Here is a 17,239-nt window from a genome sequence, read left to right as displayed (position 1 = left end):
GGGCGCGGTGCTCAAACTTGGGGAACTTGTCATGATCCTGGATTTGCATCGCCAAGGTCTGTCGGTCAGCGCTATCGCCCGGCAACTTGGTGTCGATCGAAAGACAGTCAGGGCCTACATCGCCAAAGGATTGGAGCCGCCGGTCTACAAAAAGCGAGCGGTGCGGCCCGGAATTGTCGACCACTTCGAAGCTTATTTGCGTGAGCGGCTGGCTGCCTATCCTGCGCTCACCGCCGTGCGGCTGTGGCGTGAGCTCAAGGAACGCGGCTTCGTCGGCGGCTACAGCATCGTACGCGATCGCGTGCGCGAGCTGCGGCCTGCCCAGCCGGCAGCCTTCGAAGTGCGTTTTGAAACTCCAGCAGGTGAGCAGGCGCAAGTCGACTTCGCCAGGTTCGAGGTCCAGTTTGTCGATGAGCCAGGAGTCAAGCGCATCGTCTGGCTGTTCTCGATGGTGCTCGGCTACTCACGACTGATCTGGGCGCGGTTCGTTGTCCATCAGGACCTGCAAACAGTGCTTCGCTGCCATATCGCCGCTCTGGAAGCGATCGGCGGCGCTCCGCGCGAGATCCTCTACGACCGCATGAAGACCGCTGTCCTTGGCCAGGACGCCGAGGGGCTCGTGGTCTACAACCGCGCGCTGGTCGATCTCGCTCGCCATTATGGCTTCCAGCCGCGCGCTTGCCGGCCTTATCGGCCCAAGACAAAAGGCAAGGTCGAGCGGCCATTCCGCTACATCCGCGAGGACTTCTTCCTCGGCGGGGTCTTCCGCAATCTGGACGACCTCAACGGCCAGCTCCGCCATTGGCTGGATACCGTCGCCAATCCGCGGGTGCATGCCACGACCCATCGGGTCGTCAATGAGGCCTTCGCCGAGGAAAAGGCGGCACTGCAAGCCTTGCCGAGCGCGCCCTACCGGGCGGTGTTGCATCTGGAGCGACGGGCCTCGCACGAAGGCATGGTGAGCGTCGGCGGCAATCTGTACAGCGTGCCTGATACGACGCGGCGGCGGGTCTTCGACGTCCACGTCCTCGCCGACGAAATCCGCATCTTCGAGGGCAGCGTGCTGGTGGCAAGTCATGCCCCGCTCGAAGGTCGGGGCCAGAAGCGGCTCGATCCGGCACATCGCAAGCTCGCCAGCTTCGGCCGACGCCGTCCAGGCAGTGCAGAACCCGTCACCCTCACGCGCGCCGGTGACCACGCCGTTCGTCGCTCGCTTGACTTCTACGCGGCCGTCGGTCGCCGCCTGGCAGCCCAGGAGATCGTATGATGAGTGCTTCCTCCGTCATCGAGCGCGTCAAGACCAACCTGGTCAGTCTGAAGATGCCGCGCGCCCTGGAAATCCTCGATGTCACCCTGCGCGGCCTCGAACGCGGCGAAATTAGCGCCCTCGACGCCATCGATGCCTTGCTCACCGAAGAACTCACGATGCGCGAGAACCGTCGCATCAAAATGGCGGTTCAAATGGCCAAGTTGTCGGCCATCAAGACGCTCGCCGGCTTCGACTTCGCCTTCCAACCGTCGCTCGACAAAAACCGCGTCCTGGCGCTCGCCGGATTGCAGTTCATTAATCGGGCCGAGGCGGTCCATCTCATCGGGCCACCAGGAACCGGCAAGACCCATTTGAGCCTCGCTCTCGGCGTGGAGGCCGTTAAGGCAGGGCGCAGCGTCTACTTCAGCTCCCTCGCCGATATCGTCGCCTCGCTCGCCAAGGCCGAACGTGACGGCGCTCTGCGCGAGCGGATCCGCTACTACTGCCGGTTCGCGCTGCTCATCGTCGATGAAATCGGCTACCTCCCGGTCACTCCCGGTGGCGGCAACTTGTTCTTCCAGCTCGTCAACGCCCGATATGAAAAAGGCGCTATGATCCTAACCTCGAACCGCGGCTTCGCCGAGTGGGGAGAGATCTTCGGCGATTCCGTCGTCGCTACCGCGCTGCTCGATCGCCTGCTTCACCACGCCGTCGTCATCCAAATCGAGGGCTCGAGCTATCGCCTACGCGAACATGCTGATCTCGTCCCCGAGACGATCCGACACAAAACGCAGGCAACCGCGAACCCCATTCCCCCGACCCTGAAACGGCGGGGCCGTCCACCAAAAGACGGAGGTGCTGATCACGTCGACGGCTGATCGCCATCCCGCCAACTGGGGAATTTTGCGGCGCCACTTCTGAGGAGATTCCGTGCGCCGTTGACAGTTGTCAGGCACCAAGAGCGCAGGGACGCCGCCGATCGCCGCGAAGGCGCCAACATGGGCGCTGATCCAGTCGGCGAGCCCCTGCGTCCACGTCGCCTGCGCGTAGGTGAAGCTCGAGGCGCCGAGCACGGCGACGAAGATCTGCGCCGTCCTCCGCTCGCCGGTGAGGCGGTCGACCACCACCGGCACGCCGTCGCCCGCGTAGTCGACGAACAGCTTGTCGCCGGCCGCGTGCGCCTGGCGCATCGTCACCGACAGGCGTCCCTCACAGGCGCGGTAAAGCTCGCAGAAGCGCGAGTACCGGTATCCGCCGGGCGCGGCGCCGACGTATTCCTCCCACAGGATCGACAGCGTCACGTGCTTGCGCTTGAGCTCGCGGTGCACCGCCGCCCAGTCGGGCTCGGCGATGCGGCGATGACCCTGCCGGTTACCGTTGCCGGTCTTGGCGAACAGGCGGGCCTCCAGGGCCGTGTCCGTGAGTTCGTCGGGCAACGGCCAGCTCAGGCCTGCGGCCTCGAACCGCCGGATGGTCAGCCGCACTGTCGAGGGCGCCGCGCCCATTCGCCGCGCAATCTCGCGGCTCGGCAGCCCAGCCGCCTTCATCCTGATCACATCGCGCACACGGCGCATCGCAAGCCTCTCCGTGGCATCCAGGGTCCCTTCGCAAGCCGAAAGGGGGACCCTAAGGGAACCAGAAGAGGCCTCGTCACCCGGGCGACATCATCCCGGAACGGTGGGCGACATCATCTCGGAATGGGTGGGCGACTTCAAATCGGAAAGGTGGGCGAGATCATCTCGGATGCTGGGCGACATCGAGCGGAATCCGCACGCGACGGAAGCTGAGCGCCAGGCCGCGGTCGTGCATCGGCTCCTATCAGAGGATGGCAGAAACCAGAGCGGCTCAAACCGGTATCCGTGCCGGTGGGCGTTGCCTACCGCGCGCCGCTTACCCGCCGCCGTTCGCGGCCCCGTGCTCTTCTGCGCGTTCCGCCTGTTGGCCGCGATCTGACGTTCAGTCGCCATCGTCGCCACTAATCATGACAGCGGTGCCTTCGGCCGGATGCGTTGGTCTCGCCAAGCCGGCCCGGTAGTCCTCAAGCAGCCGCAGGTTTTTGTCGCGGCGCGAACTCAGTTCAGCCAACCGGCGATGGATCTCACCCGCTCAAGCAAGCAATGGCGAAAGGCCTCCGCATCGATACTGGCCTCCGACGCAGCCCTGCCGGGTGTGCCGGCAAACCCCATGCGATGCCCATCATCTGACATTCGCCCAGCCGCGGGCGCTCGGGCGCAAGGTCAGCGACGAGTTCACCGTCCCACTTTGCCGGTTTCACCACCAGGCTGCATTGGCATGGCGATGAGACTTTGGCGGGCGAACTTGCATCGTCAAGAACATCAAGCGCGTGATGGCCGCCGAGTACAGCCGCGAGCTGTCAGCAAAGGTCTACGCCGGTCAATGCCGCTTTGCGCGGCTCGGCTACAAGCCTTGCGGACGTGCCGGTTACGCGCTCGTGCGGGAGCTCGTCGACGAAAAAATGCAGACGAGACGAGTGATGAAAAAGGGGGAACGGAAGTACCTTCTGACCGACCACATCCGCATTCGACCAGGTGACCCCATGGAAATCGTGGTCGTGAAGTGGATGTTCGAAAGGTTCCTGGAGGTGTAGGAGACAGTCATCGCTTGGGAGCTCAAGCAAAAAGGGCTCGTCTCAAGTACGGGCGTGCCATGGACCCGCGCCGCGGCTGGCACTGTTCCCAGAAATGAGAGCTATATCGGAAACCTGATCTTCAACCGAAAGTCCCAGAAGCTACGGCAGGCCGCGTCAAAAATCCGCCTGAACAAGGGATCCGAAGCGAGGGCTGCATCGAACCCATCATTGATCGCGAGGTCTTCTTCAGCGTTAAGATGATCGAGGAGCGGGGCGTTGATCTTGCTGAAGAGGAAATGCTCGTTCGGTTGCGCAAAACTCTTCTCAAAGAAGGCCGCTTAGCCGAGCAACCGATATAGATTTCGAAAATTGCCGAAGTGAGTTTGGCAGGTCGCAGAGCAGCGCAGTCCGGGGGTGCGATCGACAATGGCCGGTGTCAAGTCGATTGTCGCGAAAATCCTAAGAGACGAACTCACGTCCATCGGCATCCGGTCATTGACCGTTCAGGAATCTGAGAGGATTGCTGCTCATATCTTCGAGCGGATTATTGACCTCGAATTGGAGCTTGCCGCTCGTGACTTCACCTCCACGAGCCGTGATCGCGACTAGCCTTCTCGTGCTTTCGCGAGGTGCTGGTTCGACGAGCAGCCTGGCAAGAATTGAGGCGACTTGAGCCATTCCGACCTCCGTTGGCAACTTGCGAAACGGAGATCATGCCAGATTGACCGGGGCAGCGAGGGTCCGTATGCGCTTCCAGAGGGACAATGGCCTTGCTCAGAAAGCTATCAGCCGGCAGCTTACAGCAGCATACCCCGCTTCCCGAGCCACGCCAGCGCCGTCGAGCAAGCGGTCGAAAGCAATGCGGTCCAAAACCAGGAACGCCCACGGGCGGCGCTGATTGAGCGCAGATACAGGAAGGCTCCGAGGATCTTTCCGTAATTCTTTCGAAATTCTCCGTTAAGCTTAGTTACTTCCGGCAGATCGGATAACGGCTTACATTCTTCGGCCATTGCGCTGGGCTCCATTTGCGGCTGAACCAGCCCCCTATGAACCACTGTTTTGCCCGACGATGCAAGTTCCCATTTCGGGTTTTCGGTACGCCGCAGGTCGCCGACCGCTAGAGCCTGGTAGAGAGTTGGTCGCCAATCAAAAATGCGACCCAAGTAGCTCAGTCGCCTATCTCAGACTTGAATGGGACCAGCGAGGAAGCTCATCGCCGGGCCGGGATCGACGCAGGTTCGGCCGCACCATCGCGTAGAGCAGGAAAAGGCCGATGGTGACGGCCACCGCCAGCAGATGCCGCCTCCAAGTCTTCGGATTAAATGCCTAGCAGTGATGCATCTAGCCGTCGGGATGATGTTCTCCAGCTGAGCTCGGAATGCTTGAGTTCCTGCTTCGATACCCAGCCAAGCTTGAGGTCTCATCCATTGTTCCGCTTCATGTGTTTGAATCCTCGCCGCTGCCGCAACAGGGCAGCCTTCTCATAACGTTCCAACCCGTGCAGAAGTCTCATTTGTCTTGGTTCGGCGCCCTCGATCACAGCCAAGATCAGATCAAGCTGAATAGCTCGCAAGCGATCTTGTCGAGTCCTGGCTTGAGCCAGATCTTGGAGCGCGATCTCCATACCCGCGCCTTTGAACTCCTCCGCAAACACTGCATCGAACCCGGCGAAATCAGAAGCATCGGAATCGTTCCAACGAGACAAACCATGCCGACAAGCGTTGCGGCTCGATATTGCTTTCCCAGCGCTCGTTTGCGGGCCTGTACTCTTGGCTGCGTTTGCCCGATTGGCTTCGATCTGTTGCTTAGACGCCAAATTCCCTCCTTGATTTCGTCAGCTAGCAATCGACCGAACTTCTAATCGCGAAGCCGACAGCATCAATCCTCTGTTCCCGCGCCTCCACGATGCGACAGTGCTTGATGCGGACGATTATGGGATCGCGTCGTTAACAGCGGAGCGATAAAGGTATGGAGGTTAGACCCATTGAACAGATAGGCTGCAATGCCGGCCGCCTGCGCCGCAGCAAGGTCGCTCTGCTTGTCCCCGATCATGAAGCTAACATCGATATCCACCGGGTATCGCTCAAGCAGAGCTCTAATCATCCCCGGCTGCGGCTTGCGACAATTGCAAAGGACACGGTATCGCTCAATCAGTCCATCAGGGTGATGTGGGCAGAACTCGAACGCATCGATATGCGCACCAACGATGGCCAGCTCACGCGACATCCATTCGTGCAAATTGCGAACATGCCGCTCCTCATAATAGCCCCGCGCAATACCCGATTGATTCGTTACGACAAACGCAAAATATCCGGCGTCATTGACTGCCTTTACGGCTTGTTGGGCTCCTTCCACCCACCGGATTTTGTTGGGATCAAAAGCATAGCCGTCGTCCTCATTGAGAACGCCATCACGATCAAAGAAAACTGCTGGACGCTTCAAAGCTCACTCACCCACGTTCGGAGGAATACTGCTGATCTTCCGACAATCACTGCTCCATTTCAACAAGTCGCAGTCGGACAGCATCATGATCCTTCTCTGCGCTGCGCCTCTTGCGCATGCAGCTGTTTGCTGTTGAAGCGTAAATTGGCTTCGTTTTGTCGCTTTGATGCTGGTCCGCCTCCCCTCATCCCTGCCCTAAGCGCGTGAGAACAAGAGCCATTCTTGCAGCCAAAACGAACGTACGCGTCCGGTGACGGCCCCCTAGTTAGGTCATTTTGAACGCATGGCTGACCGCGCTTATGCGGCCTGAGCGACGTTCTGAGGTCGCCAGTTCCAGGGCATGAGTTCGTGGATGCGCTTGGCGGGATGATCCGGTAGGCGCGCCAGCACGTCGGCGAGCCAAGCCTGCGGGTCGATGTCATTGAGCTTGGCGGTGGCGATGAGGCTGTAGATGGCAGCTGCACGCCGTCCTCCCTCATCGGACCCGGCTAAGATCCAATTTTTTCGCCCCACGGCGACCGCCCGTAGCTCACGCTCAGCAGCATTGTTCGACATGCAAAGCCGTCCGTCATCAATGAAGCGGCTAAATGCATCCCAGCGGCTGAGGCAGTAATTGATCGCTTTGGTCGTGTCGTTGTTCCTGGAGAGCTTGGCGCGCTGCTCGCGCAACCACGCCTCCAGCTCGACGATCAGGGGGCGGCTACGCTCCTGGCGCACACGCAAACGCTCCTGCGCAGTAAGACCGTTGATCTCGCGCTCAATGGCGAACAGAACATCGACGCGCTTGACCGCCTCGGCCGCGATCGGCGCCTTGCTGAGCCGCGCGAGGTCAAAGAACTTGCGCCTGCCGTGCGCCCAGCACGCGGCCTCGATGATCGGGCCGCCCTTGCGATTGGCCTCGTAGAGCCTGCCGAAGCCGGCGTAGGCGTCGGCCTGCATCAGTCCGGCATAGCCCGCCAGATGCTGCTCTGGATGCGCACCGCCACGGTCGGGCGAGTAGAAGAACACGGCCGCCGGCGGATTTGGGCCGGCAAACGGAGGTCGTCGCGCACATAGGTCCAGAGCCGGCCAGTCCTGGTCTTGCTCTTGGCCAGGACCGGCACCGTGGGGTGAGTAGGCCGGAGGGATTTCACCTCCAGCCTCTCGCAGAACCGGGCGTGAGACTCTCGCCTCACCCTGCTCCCATCAGGCAAGCTTGCCGCCATCGCCGAGTTGCCAATGCACAAAGAGCCTGCGCCGCGTCGACCGCGCCCGTGATCCGCATCCGAGCCCCGGCCGTAAACTCAATCTCGATCGACCCGCCGTCGTTGGCCGGAGCGACTGGACAGGACGTCGGTCCTGCTTCCGCGACCACTACCGCCGGTACGAAGCCAGGTTGATCGGCGGCATCCTTCGGCTCGGGCCGAAACGACCGTCGCCATCGCAGCAGCAATGAGCGCGAAACGCCGTACCGCCGCGCGGTTGCAGCGACCTGGCGCGGCCCCTGTAAGCTCTCCAGGACGATCTTGAGCTTCTCATCCTCGGACCAGCGCCGTCGCCGGCCCGTGTCCACCACCTCAAGCCGTTCGACTTGGGCAGTAAGCCTCCGAGGAGAGACGCCTTGCGGCGGGCTGGCCTGATGGTTGAGAACTGTACGTATGGACAGCCATACGATCAGTACGTTGAATCGACTGGAAGTGGTTGATACGGGCCGGCGGCGGCGTTGGTCTGAGGAAGAGAAGGCGCGGATTGTTTTGGAGAGCCTATCCGAGCCGCGCCTGGTTGCGGCGACAGCCCGGCGGTACGGCTTGTCGCGTTCTCTATTGGTGACCTGGCGAAGAGCCTTCGCGGCGACGGGGACCAAATCCGAGGCTGGCTTTGTCAGGGCAGTTGTGGCCGAGGGGGTGCCCGCGGCGTCGGTGGCGGCGTCATCGGAGAGCGCGACCGTACATTCGACGGAGCGTCGGATCGAGATCGAGCTAACCGGCAGGCGGCGGGTCATTGTTGATGCGGGCGTTGACGTTGAGGCGCTTCGCCGGATCATCGAGGTTTTGGATCCGCGATGATTCCGGTTCCTACGGGAGTTCGGGTGTGGCTGGCGACGGGCCACACCGACATGCGTAAAGGCTTCGCCTCATTGTCACTGCAGGTGCAAGAGGTGCTGCGCCGCGATCCGCTGAGTGGTCATTTGTTCTGCTTCCGCGGACGCAGAGGCGATCTATTGAAAGTGATCTGGCACGGCCAGGGAGCATGCCTGTTTACGAAAAAACTCGAGAGAGGTCGTTTTGTCTGGCCGTCGCTGGCGGACGGCGTAGTGTCGATCTCGCAGGCGCAGATGAGCTATCTGTTGTCCGGCATCGACTGGCGCAATCCCCAGGAGTCCTGGCGTCCGACCAGTGTGGGCTGAGACTTTGTTATTTGAGTTTGGCCGCGAATGTGATTCCATCTGGCTATGGACTCCAGCGCCGACCTGCCGCCCGATCTTGTCGCCGCGCATGCAATGATCCTGGCCGAGCGCGCTGCCAGGCTTGCGGCGGAAGCCAGGCTTGCTGAAGCGGCCAATGCCCAGGCGAAGCAATCGAGCACCGAAGCGCTGATTGCCCACCTCAAGCTCGAGATCGAGAAGCTACGACGCACGATATATGGCGCACGCTCCGAGCGGTCGGCGCGGCTGCTCGATCAGCTGGAGCTAGAGCTTGAGGAACTCGAGGCGGGGGCGACCGAGGATGAGCTGGCCGCCGAGAAGGCGGCCGAGAAGACGCAGACGGTGCGTTCGTTTGAGCGCAAGCGGCCGGTGCGTCAGCCCTTCCCCGACGACATCGAGCGAGAACGCGTCATCCTGCCGGCTCCGACGCAATGCCCCTGCTGCGGGTCGACGCGGCTGTCGAAGCTCGGCGAAAGCGTGACCTCGACACTGGAGGAGATCCCACGCCGGTTCAAGGTGATCGACACAGTCCGGGAGAAGTTCAGTTGTCGGGATTGCGAGGCGATCACGCAGCCGCCGGCGCCGTTCCATGCCACAGCCCGGGGCTATATCGGACCGCAGCTTCTGGCGACGATCCTGTACGACAAATTTGGTCAGCATCAGCCGTTGAACCGACAGAGCCAGCGCTTCAAATGCGAGGGGATCGACCTGTCGGTCTCGACGCTGGCGGACCAGGTGGGCGCAGGAGCCTTTGCGGTCAGGCCGCTCTTTGAACTGATCGAAGCCTATGTGCTCTCCGCCGACAGGCTCCACGGTGACGACACCAAGATACCGATCCTGGCGAAAGGGAAAGCAGATACCGGCCGGATTTGGACCTATGTTCGCGACGATCGGCCATTCGGCGGGCGAGATCCACCGGCGGCGCTGTTCTACGCCTCACGTGATCGGCGCGGCGAGCATCCCGCGCGGCATCTTCAGAACTTCGCTGGCATCCTGCAGGCCGATGCCTATAGCGGGTTCAACGCTCTCTTCGATCCCGGACGCAAGGCGTTGCCGGCCACGCCCGCCTTCTGTTGGGCACATGGACGGAGGGCGTTCTTCGAACTTGCCGACATCGCCCAGAACGCTCGCCGCGGAAGATCGGCGACCGCGATCTCGCCCATTGCGCTGGAAGCGGTTCGTCGGATTGACCAATTGTTCGAGATCGAGCGCGACATCTATGGGCTGAGCGCTGAGGAGCGGCTGCAGATCCGCCGGGAGAGAAGCGCGCCACTGCTGACCGACCTTGAGGCTTGGCTCCGAGCGGAATCTGCCCGGCTCTCACGCTCGTCCAACGTGATTAAGCCGATCAACTATCTGCTCAACCGCTGGGAGGGCTTTGCCCGCCTTGTCCACGACGGACGGATCTGCATGACGAACAATGCAGCGGAGCGAGCGTTGCGCGGTTTTGCTCTGGGAAGAAAGGCATGGCTGTTCGCCGGTTCTGATCGCGGCGCCGAGCGGGCTGCCGTGATGGCCACGCTTCTCATGACGGCGCGTCTCAACGACATCGACCCGAAAGCCTGGCTTGCCGACGTCTTCGCGCGCATCGCCGACATGCCGCAGAACCGCCTGCGCGAGTTGCTGCCCTGGAACTGGACGCCTCCTGCGCCGAGGTCCTCCGCCCCGGCGGCGTAGCCATGCACGTCAACAAGGTTCACGCCGTCTTCACCATCGCTCGCGTCGCAAAAGACCTCGGCGAAGACGAGGACTGGCTCTGGGACGTGGCCAACGGAATGGACACTGAGGATGGCGTCATCTGGGTTTACGGCATAGGTGACGACCAGGTCATGGCGTTCACCGACTTCGGCATCGAGAACCTGACCGAGCTCATCAGGATGCACAAGGACGACCCCGAGCTCCTCAAGCGCTGGGATCGGTGAGCTCCTGTCCGCGGTCTAGCCCGGATGGATACCTTGGGCACTGCGCCTATCACTGTCCATAAGGACAGTTCTCAACAATACGCCTCATTAGGCAAGGCGGCCCTCACCGGGCGGATACAAACGAACAACAATGTTGCTGCAGAAAGGACTGGCGATCCGGCGCGATTGGAGCGTTACTGAGTTGGCCGGGCGCCAACGCGATTATAGCGCCGGTATCTCGCCTCGCGGCCACGGGGCTTCGGGCAGTGCGGCATGTAAAGCCGCTTGTTCTTGCGTAGGAGATACCGGTGACAACCGTTCAAACGAATGGCGCAGACGTGCCAAATCAAATCATCACATTCAACCCGAACGATCGGCGCCTTTTCATCGGCGGCTCGGACGCTCGCATCATCATCGGGGACAACCAGGAGAGCCTTATTCGCCTTTAGCGCGAAAAACGCGGCGAAGCAGAGCCTGAGGATCTTTAGGACAATCTCATTGTCCAGCTCGGCACGGTTACTGAGGTCTTGAACCGCGCGTGGTATCAGCGGGCAAGCGGTCACACGATCAAAGACATCCAAAAAGCGCGTCCGCCATCCCGTGCACAGATGGATGGCGGCAACGCTGGACGGGACCGTCGAACAGACCGGCGCCCTTTTCGAAGCCAAATTCATGCGGCCCTGGGCCTTCGGAGGAGGCCGCGGCCGAGAAGCATATGGCGCAGCTGCAGCACAACATGTGGGTGATTGCTCCCCGCAACGCGGTGCTCTCGATCATCATCGGGGGGCGGCAAATGGGTCGAGATCAAAATCCATGCCGATCCGCTCTACCACATCTCCTCCTCACTGCCGAGAAGAAGTTCTGGCGCTGCGTCCTGTCGCGCGCCGATCAGGAAGAGCGCGTCAATCAAGGTGAGAGAGTTCCAGATCGACGCGCTACAGCGTCCTGAGCGGCGAAGCTACAAATCCAATTCTCACTTCTTACTTGCTCAGCTCCGGAATAGGTGCCACGGGATGTGAGCCTCTGATGGATATGGATCAGATCACGCTTGATCTAAAACGCCTCAAAGGAGGCCTGTGGCGCCTCCTTGGATAGAGCTAGAGGGAGCCCGTGCTACTCGCAATCTCAGTATTGTACTCGTGGGACAGATACGCCGCATAGGTGCGCTTCAGACCATCATGAAGCGACGTCGCCGCACACCAGCCTAGGTTCGTGAGACGACTGACATCGAGCAGCTTGCGCGGCGTCCCATCTGGGCGAGAGGTGTCGAAATGAATCTCGCCGATGTAGCCGATGACGTCTGCCACGAGATGTGCGAACTCAGCTATGGTAATATCCATGCCTGTGCCAACGTTGATCAACTCCGCACCTGAATAGCTCTTCATGAGGTGCACGCAGGCATCCGCCATGTCGTCGACATATAGGAACTCGCGCCGCGGCGTGCCCGTGCCCCACACCACCACGGTTCTCGCGCCCGACACCTTCGCCTCGTGAAAGCGGCGAATAAGAGCCGCCACCACATGGCTCAATTCAGGATGATAATTATCGCCGGGGCCGTAGAGATTAGTCGGCATCACGCTGATGAAGTCGCTCCCGTACTGGTGACGATAGGCCTCTGCCATCTTGATGCCGGCGATCTTGGCGATCGCATAGGGCTCGTTGGTCGACTCCAGAGGGCCTGTGAGCATGGCGTCTTCATGCAGAGGCTGCGGTGCGAGCTTCGGATAGATGCAGGACGATCCCAGGAACATCAATTTTTCGACGCCGCTTTGATGCGCCGCATGGAGAACGTTCGTCGCGATCGCGATGTTGTCGTAGATGAACTCAGCGCGCAACGTGTCGTTGGCGACAATGCCGCCGACCTTTGCGGCGGCGAGGAACGCGACTTGCGGCCGCATCTGCGCGAACCAGTCGAACACAGCAGCCTGGTTGCGGAGATCGACCTCGTGCCGCTCGACCGTCACGAGCCTGACGTCTTCCCGGGCGAGCCGGCGCAGGAGCGCACTGCCGACCATGCCGCGATGGCCGGCGACATAGACGCTCTTGCCTCTGAGCTCAAAGGGTACTCTTGCCACTTCCGGCGTCCCGTTTTGCTTCGGCTAGATCGCTCGCTACCATTTCCTCGACGAGTTTGGCAAAGCTCCGCTTCGGCTTCCAGCCGAGCACCTGACGCGCTTTGCTCGCGTCCCCCACAAGGAGATCGACCTCGGTCGGCCGGAAATAGGTGGGATCGATCCGCACCACCGTCTTGCCACTCGTGAGATCAACGCCGGTTTCTTCCACGCCCTGCCCGCGCCATTCGATGCGTCTTCCGACCTGCCCGAAGGCGAGCTCGACCATCTCCCGCACGGAACGCATCTCCCCGGTGGCGAGCACAAAATCGTCCGGCTTGTCGGCTTGGAGGATCATGTGCATGCCCTCCACATAGTCGCGCGCATGCCCCCAGTCGCGCTTGGCCTCCAGGTTCCCAAGATAGAGTGTATCCTCCAGCCCGACCTCTATGCGGGCGACGCCGCGGGTGATCTTGCGGGTTACAAAGGTCTCCCCGCGGATTGGACTCTCATGATTGAACAGGATGCCATTGGATGCAAACATGCCATATGCTTCGCGGTAGTTTACCGTGATCCAGTAGCCGTAGAGCTTGGCCACGCCGTAAGGCGAGCGCGGATAGAATGGCGTGGTCTCCTTCTGTGGGATTTCCTGCACCAGGCCATAGAGCTCGGAAGTTGAGGCTTGATAGAACCGCGTCTCCTTCTCCATACCGAGAATGCGGATCGCCTCCAGAAGCCGCAGCACGCCAATCGCATCCGCATTAGCGGTATATTCAGGGCTCTCGAAGCTGACGGCAACGTGGCTTTGCGCGGCGAGATTGTAGATCTCGGTCGGCCGGATCTGCTGCACCAGGCGGATCAGATTGGATGAATCGGTCATGTCGCCGTAGTGCATCAGGAAGGGCACGTTGCCGACATGTGGGTCCTGATAAAGGTGATCTACGCGCCCGGTGTTGAATGAGGACGAGCGTCGCTTGATGCCGTGCACGATGTATCCGAGCGACAGCAGATGTTCGGCGAGGTAGGCACCGTCCTGGCCAGTCACGCCGGTAATTAGAGCAATCTGCTTGGTCATCGCTTAGCGTCTCTAGAACCCGCGGCGCAGGCGCAATGCCGATACGGGACGAAAATGAAGCCTGTTCTCACCATCCTTCTTGGACACAGACTCGAGGACAGGTCAAGCCCGGTCAGAGGAAACTCGAGATTGGATGGGCATACTATGGCGGGGGAGGCCAGAACCAATGCTCGCGCATCTTGGGTCTTGTCGTGGAGAGCGGAGCGATGCCAGTGTGCCGGCCCGCAAGGATTGACTTGATGCTCTTGGAAGAACGCTCTTGGAAAAGCTCTACCGGTTCTCGGCTGTGCTATACTGTTTTGCATCACCTCCATAAGAGGCATCATGCCCGAAGATAGATTGTCCCAGGCTGCAGACCGCGACGGGTTTTTAGATTGCCTGAAGGGGCTCGCAATCATGACAGTGGTAGCTGGTCACACGTTCCAGGGGGCAACACCGGATTTTGACGAATACTGGCCCTTTCGGGTGATCTACGCGTTCCACATGCCCATGTTCATGTTTGTCTCGGGCATGACTGCATCATTCGTTTACCAACGACAAATCGCCGCTGGGTCCAACGTCTCGGTTTTGCGAGACGACCTTTGGAAAAAAGCGCAACGACTCCTGGTTCCATTTTTGGCATGGGCGATTGTCAGTTATTTCTTACACCCGCTGGGCGACTTTGTTGCCCATATGGCTAAGGTCATTGCGTTCCCGGATAAAGGACTTTGGTTCCTGCTGGCGCTTTTTCAATGCAGTGTCGCGCTGACCGTGGCCACCTGGCTCATAATCGTTTTCCGTAGATGTGCTCCGCAGGACCAAGCACTTTCCTGGGGCAACCCCTGGACGCAGGCTGGTGCCTTGATTGTTGCAACCTTTTTGGTGAACTTGGTCAGTCGTTGCATTCCCAACGGGTTCGGTCTCTATCTCGCGCGAGTGCACTTTCCCTACTTTGTCGCAGGCCTAGTCTACCAGATCGCCCTCTCCCGCGGCTTACCAGCAATCCTTCGCCCGCTTCCCTATCTAGTCTTCTTGGCCCTCGTCCCTTTCTGGCATCGGACGAACGTATCGTCGGTTATCGCTTATTTTCCCGTCTCCTGGGCCTCGCCCCGTTCGATCAATTCCATCTACGTTATGATTGTCGCCGCAGCCGGCACGTTGGCGTTCGTCGACCTTGCGGGGAGCATCTATCGTCGCCTACCTGTTTTCTTGGAGCGGCCGCTTCCGTTTCTTGGCCAACGATCCTTGGATATTTATGCAATCCACTTCCACGTTCTTGGAACGTGGCCTCCGATCATAGCGCCCATACTGTACAGTCTGGCGGTGTCCACAGCACTGAGACTCAATTCATGGACGGCTTTGATTTTTTTTGGTCAACGCCAAAGCCTACTGTCGCAAGGACGCGATAGCGATTTTCTCCTGCGGGAAGCCAAGCAGTCTCAATCGACAGAAGCGCAATGAGGAGTCGGTTCTGCATGATATGCGGAAACACGCCGATTCTAATTGGCCCTTTTGGGGTAGCGGATCGCTGCCTGACAGGATGATCGTATCGACTTGAGAAGCGATAAAATGTGCGACCAACAAATCGCCTTTAGCTGGAAACACCGAAACACCTCTCGCACTCCCGAGATCGGCCCATAGGCTCAGTCGTTCGAGAACCGCACCGCCACTACCCACTACCTACGAGCCCGCCCGTAATTGCCCGCTATAATAAGATGTACCAACACCAGCAGGACAGTGACGATTCTGACCTGCCACCGAACTTTCATCCGGCCGCGGTTAGAGCCTCGGGGTTTTGTACGCCAAGTGGCGCGGTTGTAGCAACGGACGATCGGCGGAGCTGGTCGGGGTTGCGTAGCCGATCGTCCGTTGCGGTGAGGTGGGCGGCATAAGCCGCGGGGGTCATGTATTTCAGCGACGAGTGAGGCCGCTGAAGATTGTAGTCGGCAACCCAATTGGCGATCTTGGCGCGGGCGTCGTCGAGATCGAAGAACAGAGTCTCGTTGAGCAGCTCGTCGCGCATCCGGCCGTTGAAACTCTCGACGAAGCCGTTCTGCATCGGCTTTCCCGGTGCAATGAAGTGCCAGTCGATGGCTGCGTCCCTGCACCAGGCGAGCATGGCATTGCAGGTGAACTCGGTGCCGTGGTCGGACACGATCATTCCTGGCTTGCCGCGTCGTTCGACGACGGCCGTCAGTTCGCGGGCGACGCGTCGTCCTGAGATCGACGTATCCGGAATGGCGCCCAGACATTCCTTGGTGACGTCGTCGACGATGTTGAGGATGCGGAAGCGCCGACCGTTGGCGAATTGGTCGTGGACGAAATCCAGCGACCAGCGCGCGTTGGGCATCGCCTCGACTAGGATTGGGGCACGGGTCCCCACGGCCTTGCGGCGAGCCCGCCGCTTGCGGACGGTGAGCCCTTCTTCGCGATAAAGCCGGTAGATCCGGTTGATCCCCGATGGCTCCCCCTCCCGCCGCAGCAGCACGAACAGCCGGCGGTAGCCGAACCGCCGCCGCTCGTTGGCAAGGTCACGCAGCCGGCCACGGAGAGTCGCGTCCGGAGAACGGCTGGAGCGATAGCGGATCATCTTCCGATCCGCTCCGACAATCGAACAGGCCCGCCCCTCCGACAGGCTCATGACGGCCTGCAGATGCGCGACCGCAGCGCGCTTGGCGGCGGGCCCTACCATTTTTTTGAAAGCAGCTCGCGAAGGGCGGCGGCGTCGAGCATCTGCTCGGCTAGAAGCTTCTTCAGCTTCGCGTTCTCGTCCTCCAGCGCCCTCAGCCGCTTCGCCTCTGAAACGTCCATGCCGCCGAATTTGGCCTTCCAATTGTAGATCGTTGCTTCCGAGACCCCGTGCTTGCGAGCCCGGTCGGCCGTCTTTGCTCCAGCCTCATGCTCCTTCAATACCGCGATAATCTGCTCTTCCGTGAACCTTGCTCGCTTCATCTGTCCGTCCTTCTTCGGGCCGGACTCTAACTCCATCTGGAGGAAATACGCAGGGGCAGGTCAATTCCAACCGCAAAACAAAAAATGAAATTTGGAAGGAAACTATGCCACCGTTAACCCTGACGTTCCACGGTGCACCGGGAAATGAGGCTGTTCTGGTCGACCAACACCAGAGCTTTGACCGCTTCGGCGCGCCCCACTTCGGAGCAGCAAATCGGGTTTGGTCAGCCAATTTACCAAAACCCATAGCCGGAAAGGCTTGTCAACCAATTCCGGCTTTTTCGCTCAGACCGGGCCTAGCGTCTATTCCGAGCCAAACCTAAACACGTTAACTTTGCAAGTGTTCGACTTTTGCTTTCTCTAATTCAAGGCAGTTATACCGACGAGCAGCGTATTTTCAGCGAATTCTAGCTGGCTTTATTGGAAGGCTCCGCCGATAATACAACCGGCAAAACGTCGGACTTGACGAGGACATACGATATGTTCCGAGTGTTTTTTCGGAGCCTGGCTCACCAGGTGCCAGCGAACAATTATAGTTTTAGGGCCCGCTCGATTGATCGAGATGCCGAAACAGACCACCGACGAGTTGCATCGGT

At 60.2% G+C, this 17,239-nt stretch carries 17 protein-coding genes and 5 pseudogenes; 12 read left to right on the top strand and 10 right to left on the bottom strand.

From position 1 onward, the window contains the following. Positions 1-7: 7 nt before the first annotated feature. The gene (gene istA, locus P6U27_RS11910) at positions 8-1,267 is read left to right on the top strand and encodes an IS21 family transposase (protein ID WP_122402137.1); all 1,260 of its coding nucleotides are present in this window, start codon (positions 8-10) and stop codon (positions 1,265-1,267) included. Continuing rightward, positions 1,264-2,127, top strand: coding sequence for an IS21-like element helper ATPase IstB (istB, locus tag P6U27_RS11905; RefSeq protein WP_407120139.1), 864 nt, complete (start codon positions 1,264-1,266; stop codon positions 2,125-2,127). Before istA ends, istB begins: the two co-directional genes overlap by 4 nt. Positions 2,128-2,187: 60 nt before the next feature. Here istB and P6U27_RS11900 read toward each other — a convergent pair. After that, positions 2,188-2,823: pseudogene (locus P6U27_RS11900) on the bottom strand (helix-turn-helix domain-containing protein); the annotation flags it as partial. A gap of 578 nt (positions 2,824-3,401) precedes the next feature. On the opposite strand from P6U27_RS11900, the pseudogene P6U27_RS11895 reads away from it, so the two are divergent. The 4 genes and pseudogenes from P6U27_RS11895 to P6U27_RS11880 all read left to right on the top strand — a co-directional run. Next, positions 3,402-3,552 (top strand): annotated as a pseudogene (locus tag P6U27_RS11895) (single-stranded DNA-binding protein); the annotation flags it as partial. 44 nt (positions 3,553-3,596) lie between these two features. Beyond that, positions 3,597-3,857: a hypothetical protein gene (locus tag P6U27_RS11890; RefSeq protein ID WP_129144114.1), complete on the top strand. Its 261-nt coding sequence runs from the start codon at positions 3,597-3,599 to the stop codon at positions 3,855-3,857. 54 nt (positions 3,858-3,911) lie between these two features. Further along, complete coding sequence (locus tag P6U27_RS11885) at positions 3,912-4,100, top strand: hypothetical protein (protein ID WP_407194090.1); 189 nt, start codon at positions 3,912-3,914, stop codon at positions 4,098-4,100. Between the two features lie 165 nt (positions 4,101-4,265). Further along, positions 4,266-4,448 (top strand): hypothetical protein, encoded by a 183-nt coding sequence (locus P6U27_RS11880; protein ID WP_129144115.1) that lies wholly within the window; start codon positions 4,266-4,268, stop codon positions 4,446-4,448. A gap of 188 nt (positions 4,449-4,636) precedes the next feature. Here the strand turns inward: P6U27_RS11880 and P6U27_RS11875 are convergent, their stop codons facing one another. The 5 genes and pseudogenes from P6U27_RS11875 to tnpA (P6U27_RS11855) form a co-directional block, all read right to left on the bottom strand. Next, positions 4,637-5,002 carry a hypothetical protein gene (locus tag P6U27_RS11875; protein ID WP_407194089.1) on the bottom strand — a complete coding sequence of 122 codons (366 nt, stop codon included), beginning with the start codon at positions 5,000-5,002 and terminating at the stop codon, positions 4,637-4,639. 257 nt (positions 5,003-5,259) lie between these two features. Next, positions 5,260-5,655, bottom strand: coding sequence for a hypothetical protein (locus tag P6U27_RS11870; protein WP_407194088.1), 396 nt, complete (start codon positions 5,653-5,655; stop codon positions 5,260-5,262). Positions 5,656-5,717: 62 nt separating this feature from the next. Beyond that, positions 5,718-6,281 (bottom strand): HAD-IIIA family hydrolase, encoded by a 564-nt coding sequence (locus tag P6U27_RS11865; protein WP_129144117.1) that lies wholly within the window; start codon positions 6,279-6,281, stop codon positions 5,718-5,720. A gap of 297 nt (positions 6,282-6,578) precedes the next feature. Beyond that, positions 6,579-7,453: pseudogene (gene tnpC, locus P6U27_RS11860) on the bottom strand (IS66 family transposase); the annotation flags it as partial. Then, positions 7,453-7,833: an IS66-like element accessory protein TnpA gene (tnpA, locus tag P6U27_RS11855; RefSeq protein WP_407194087.1), complete on the bottom strand. Its 381-nt coding sequence runs from the start codon at positions 7,831-7,833 to the stop codon at positions 7,453-7,455. The gene tnpA (P6U27_RS11855) and the pseudogene tnpC (P6U27_RS11860), both read right to left, overlap by 1 nt. 85 nt (positions 7,834-7,918) lie before the next feature. On the opposite strand from tnpA (P6U27_RS11855), the gene tnpA (P6U27_RS11850) reads away from it, so the two are divergent. From tnpA (P6U27_RS11850) to P6U27_RS11830, 5 genes and pseudogenes are all read left to right on the top strand, one after another. Further along, positions 7,919-8,326 carry an IS66-like element accessory protein TnpA gene (gene tnpA, locus P6U27_RS11850; RefSeq protein WP_209296671.1) on the top strand — a complete coding sequence of 136 codons (408 nt, stop codon included), beginning with the start codon at positions 7,919-7,921 and terminating at the stop codon, positions 8,324-8,326. Beyond that, positions 8,323-8,667: an IS66 family insertion sequence element accessory protein TnpB gene (gene tnpB, locus P6U27_RS11845; protein ID WP_407194086.1), complete on the top strand. Its 345-nt coding sequence runs from the start codon at positions 8,323-8,325 to the stop codon at positions 8,665-8,667. Before tnpA (P6U27_RS11850) ends, tnpB begins: the two co-directional genes overlap by 4 nt. A gap of 45 nt (positions 8,668-8,712) precedes the next feature. Next, positions 8,713-10,362: an IS66 family transposase gene (gene tnpC / locus P6U27_RS11840; RefSeq protein WP_407121193.1), complete on the top strand. Its 1,650-nt coding sequence runs from the start codon at positions 8,713-8,715 to the stop codon at positions 10,360-10,362. Positions 10,363-10,364: 2 nt separating this feature from the next. Continuing rightward, positions 10,365-10,607, top strand: a complete 243-nt coding sequence (locus P6U27_RS11835) for a hypothetical protein (RefSeq protein ID WP_209296668.1) — start codon at positions 10,365-10,367, stop codon at positions 10,605-10,607. A gap of 317 nt (positions 10,608-10,924) precedes the next feature. Continuing rightward, positions 10,925-11,460: pseudogene (locus P6U27_RS11830) on the top strand (YqaJ viral recombinase family protein); the annotation flags it as partial. A 223-nt stretch (positions 11,461-11,683) separates the two neighbouring features. Here P6U27_RS11830 and P6U27_RS11825 read toward each other — a convergent pair. Together P6U27_RS11825 and gmd are read right to left on the bottom strand one after the other, a co-directional pair. Further along, the gene (locus tag P6U27_RS11825) at positions 11,684-12,661 is read right to left on the bottom strand and encodes a GDP-L-fucose synthase family protein (protein ID WP_407194085.1); all 978 of its coding nucleotides are present in this window, start codon (positions 12,659-12,661) and stop codon (positions 11,684-11,686) included. Next, complete coding sequence (gene gmd, locus P6U27_RS11820) at positions 12,642-13,712, bottom strand: GDP-mannose 4,6-dehydratase (RefSeq protein WP_407194084.1); 1,071 nt, start codon at positions 13,710-13,712, stop codon at positions 12,642-12,644. The genes P6U27_RS11825 and gmd overlap by 20 nt, the downstream gene beginning before the upstream one ends. Before the next feature lie 324 nt (positions 13,713-14,036). Here gmd and P6U27_RS11815 point away from each other — a divergent pair, with 324 nt between their 5' ends. Beyond that, positions 14,037-15,152 (top strand): acyltransferase family protein, encoded by a 1,116-nt coding sequence (locus P6U27_RS11815; RefSeq protein ID WP_129144119.1) that lies wholly within the window; start codon positions 14,037-14,039, stop codon positions 15,150-15,152. A gap of 304 nt (positions 15,153-15,456) precedes the next feature. Here the strand turns inward: P6U27_RS11815 and P6U27_RS11810 are convergent, their stop codons facing one another. Both P6U27_RS11810 and P6U27_RS11805 read right to left on the bottom strand, forming a co-directional pair. Continuing rightward, on the bottom strand, positions 15,457-16,524 hold the full coding sequence (locus P6U27_RS11810) for an IS3 family transposase (RefSeq protein ID WP_407194083.1): 1,068 nt from the start codon (positions 16,522-16,524) through the stop codon (positions 15,457-15,459). Then, a pseudogene (locus tag P6U27_RS11805) lies at positions 16,491-16,643 on the bottom strand (transposase); the annotation flags it as partial. The pseudogene P6U27_RS11805 and the gene P6U27_RS11810, both read right to left, overlap by 34 nt. Positions 16,644-17,239 lie beyond the last annotated feature (596 nt).

This window comes from Bradyrhizobium sp. STM 3566, from assembly GCF_045571445.1.
Lineage (GTDB): Bacteria > Pseudomonadota > Alphaproteobacteria > Rhizobiales > Xanthobacteraceae > Bradyrhizobium > Bradyrhizobium vignae.
This window is presented reverse-complemented; position numbering and strand designations above follow the sequence as displayed.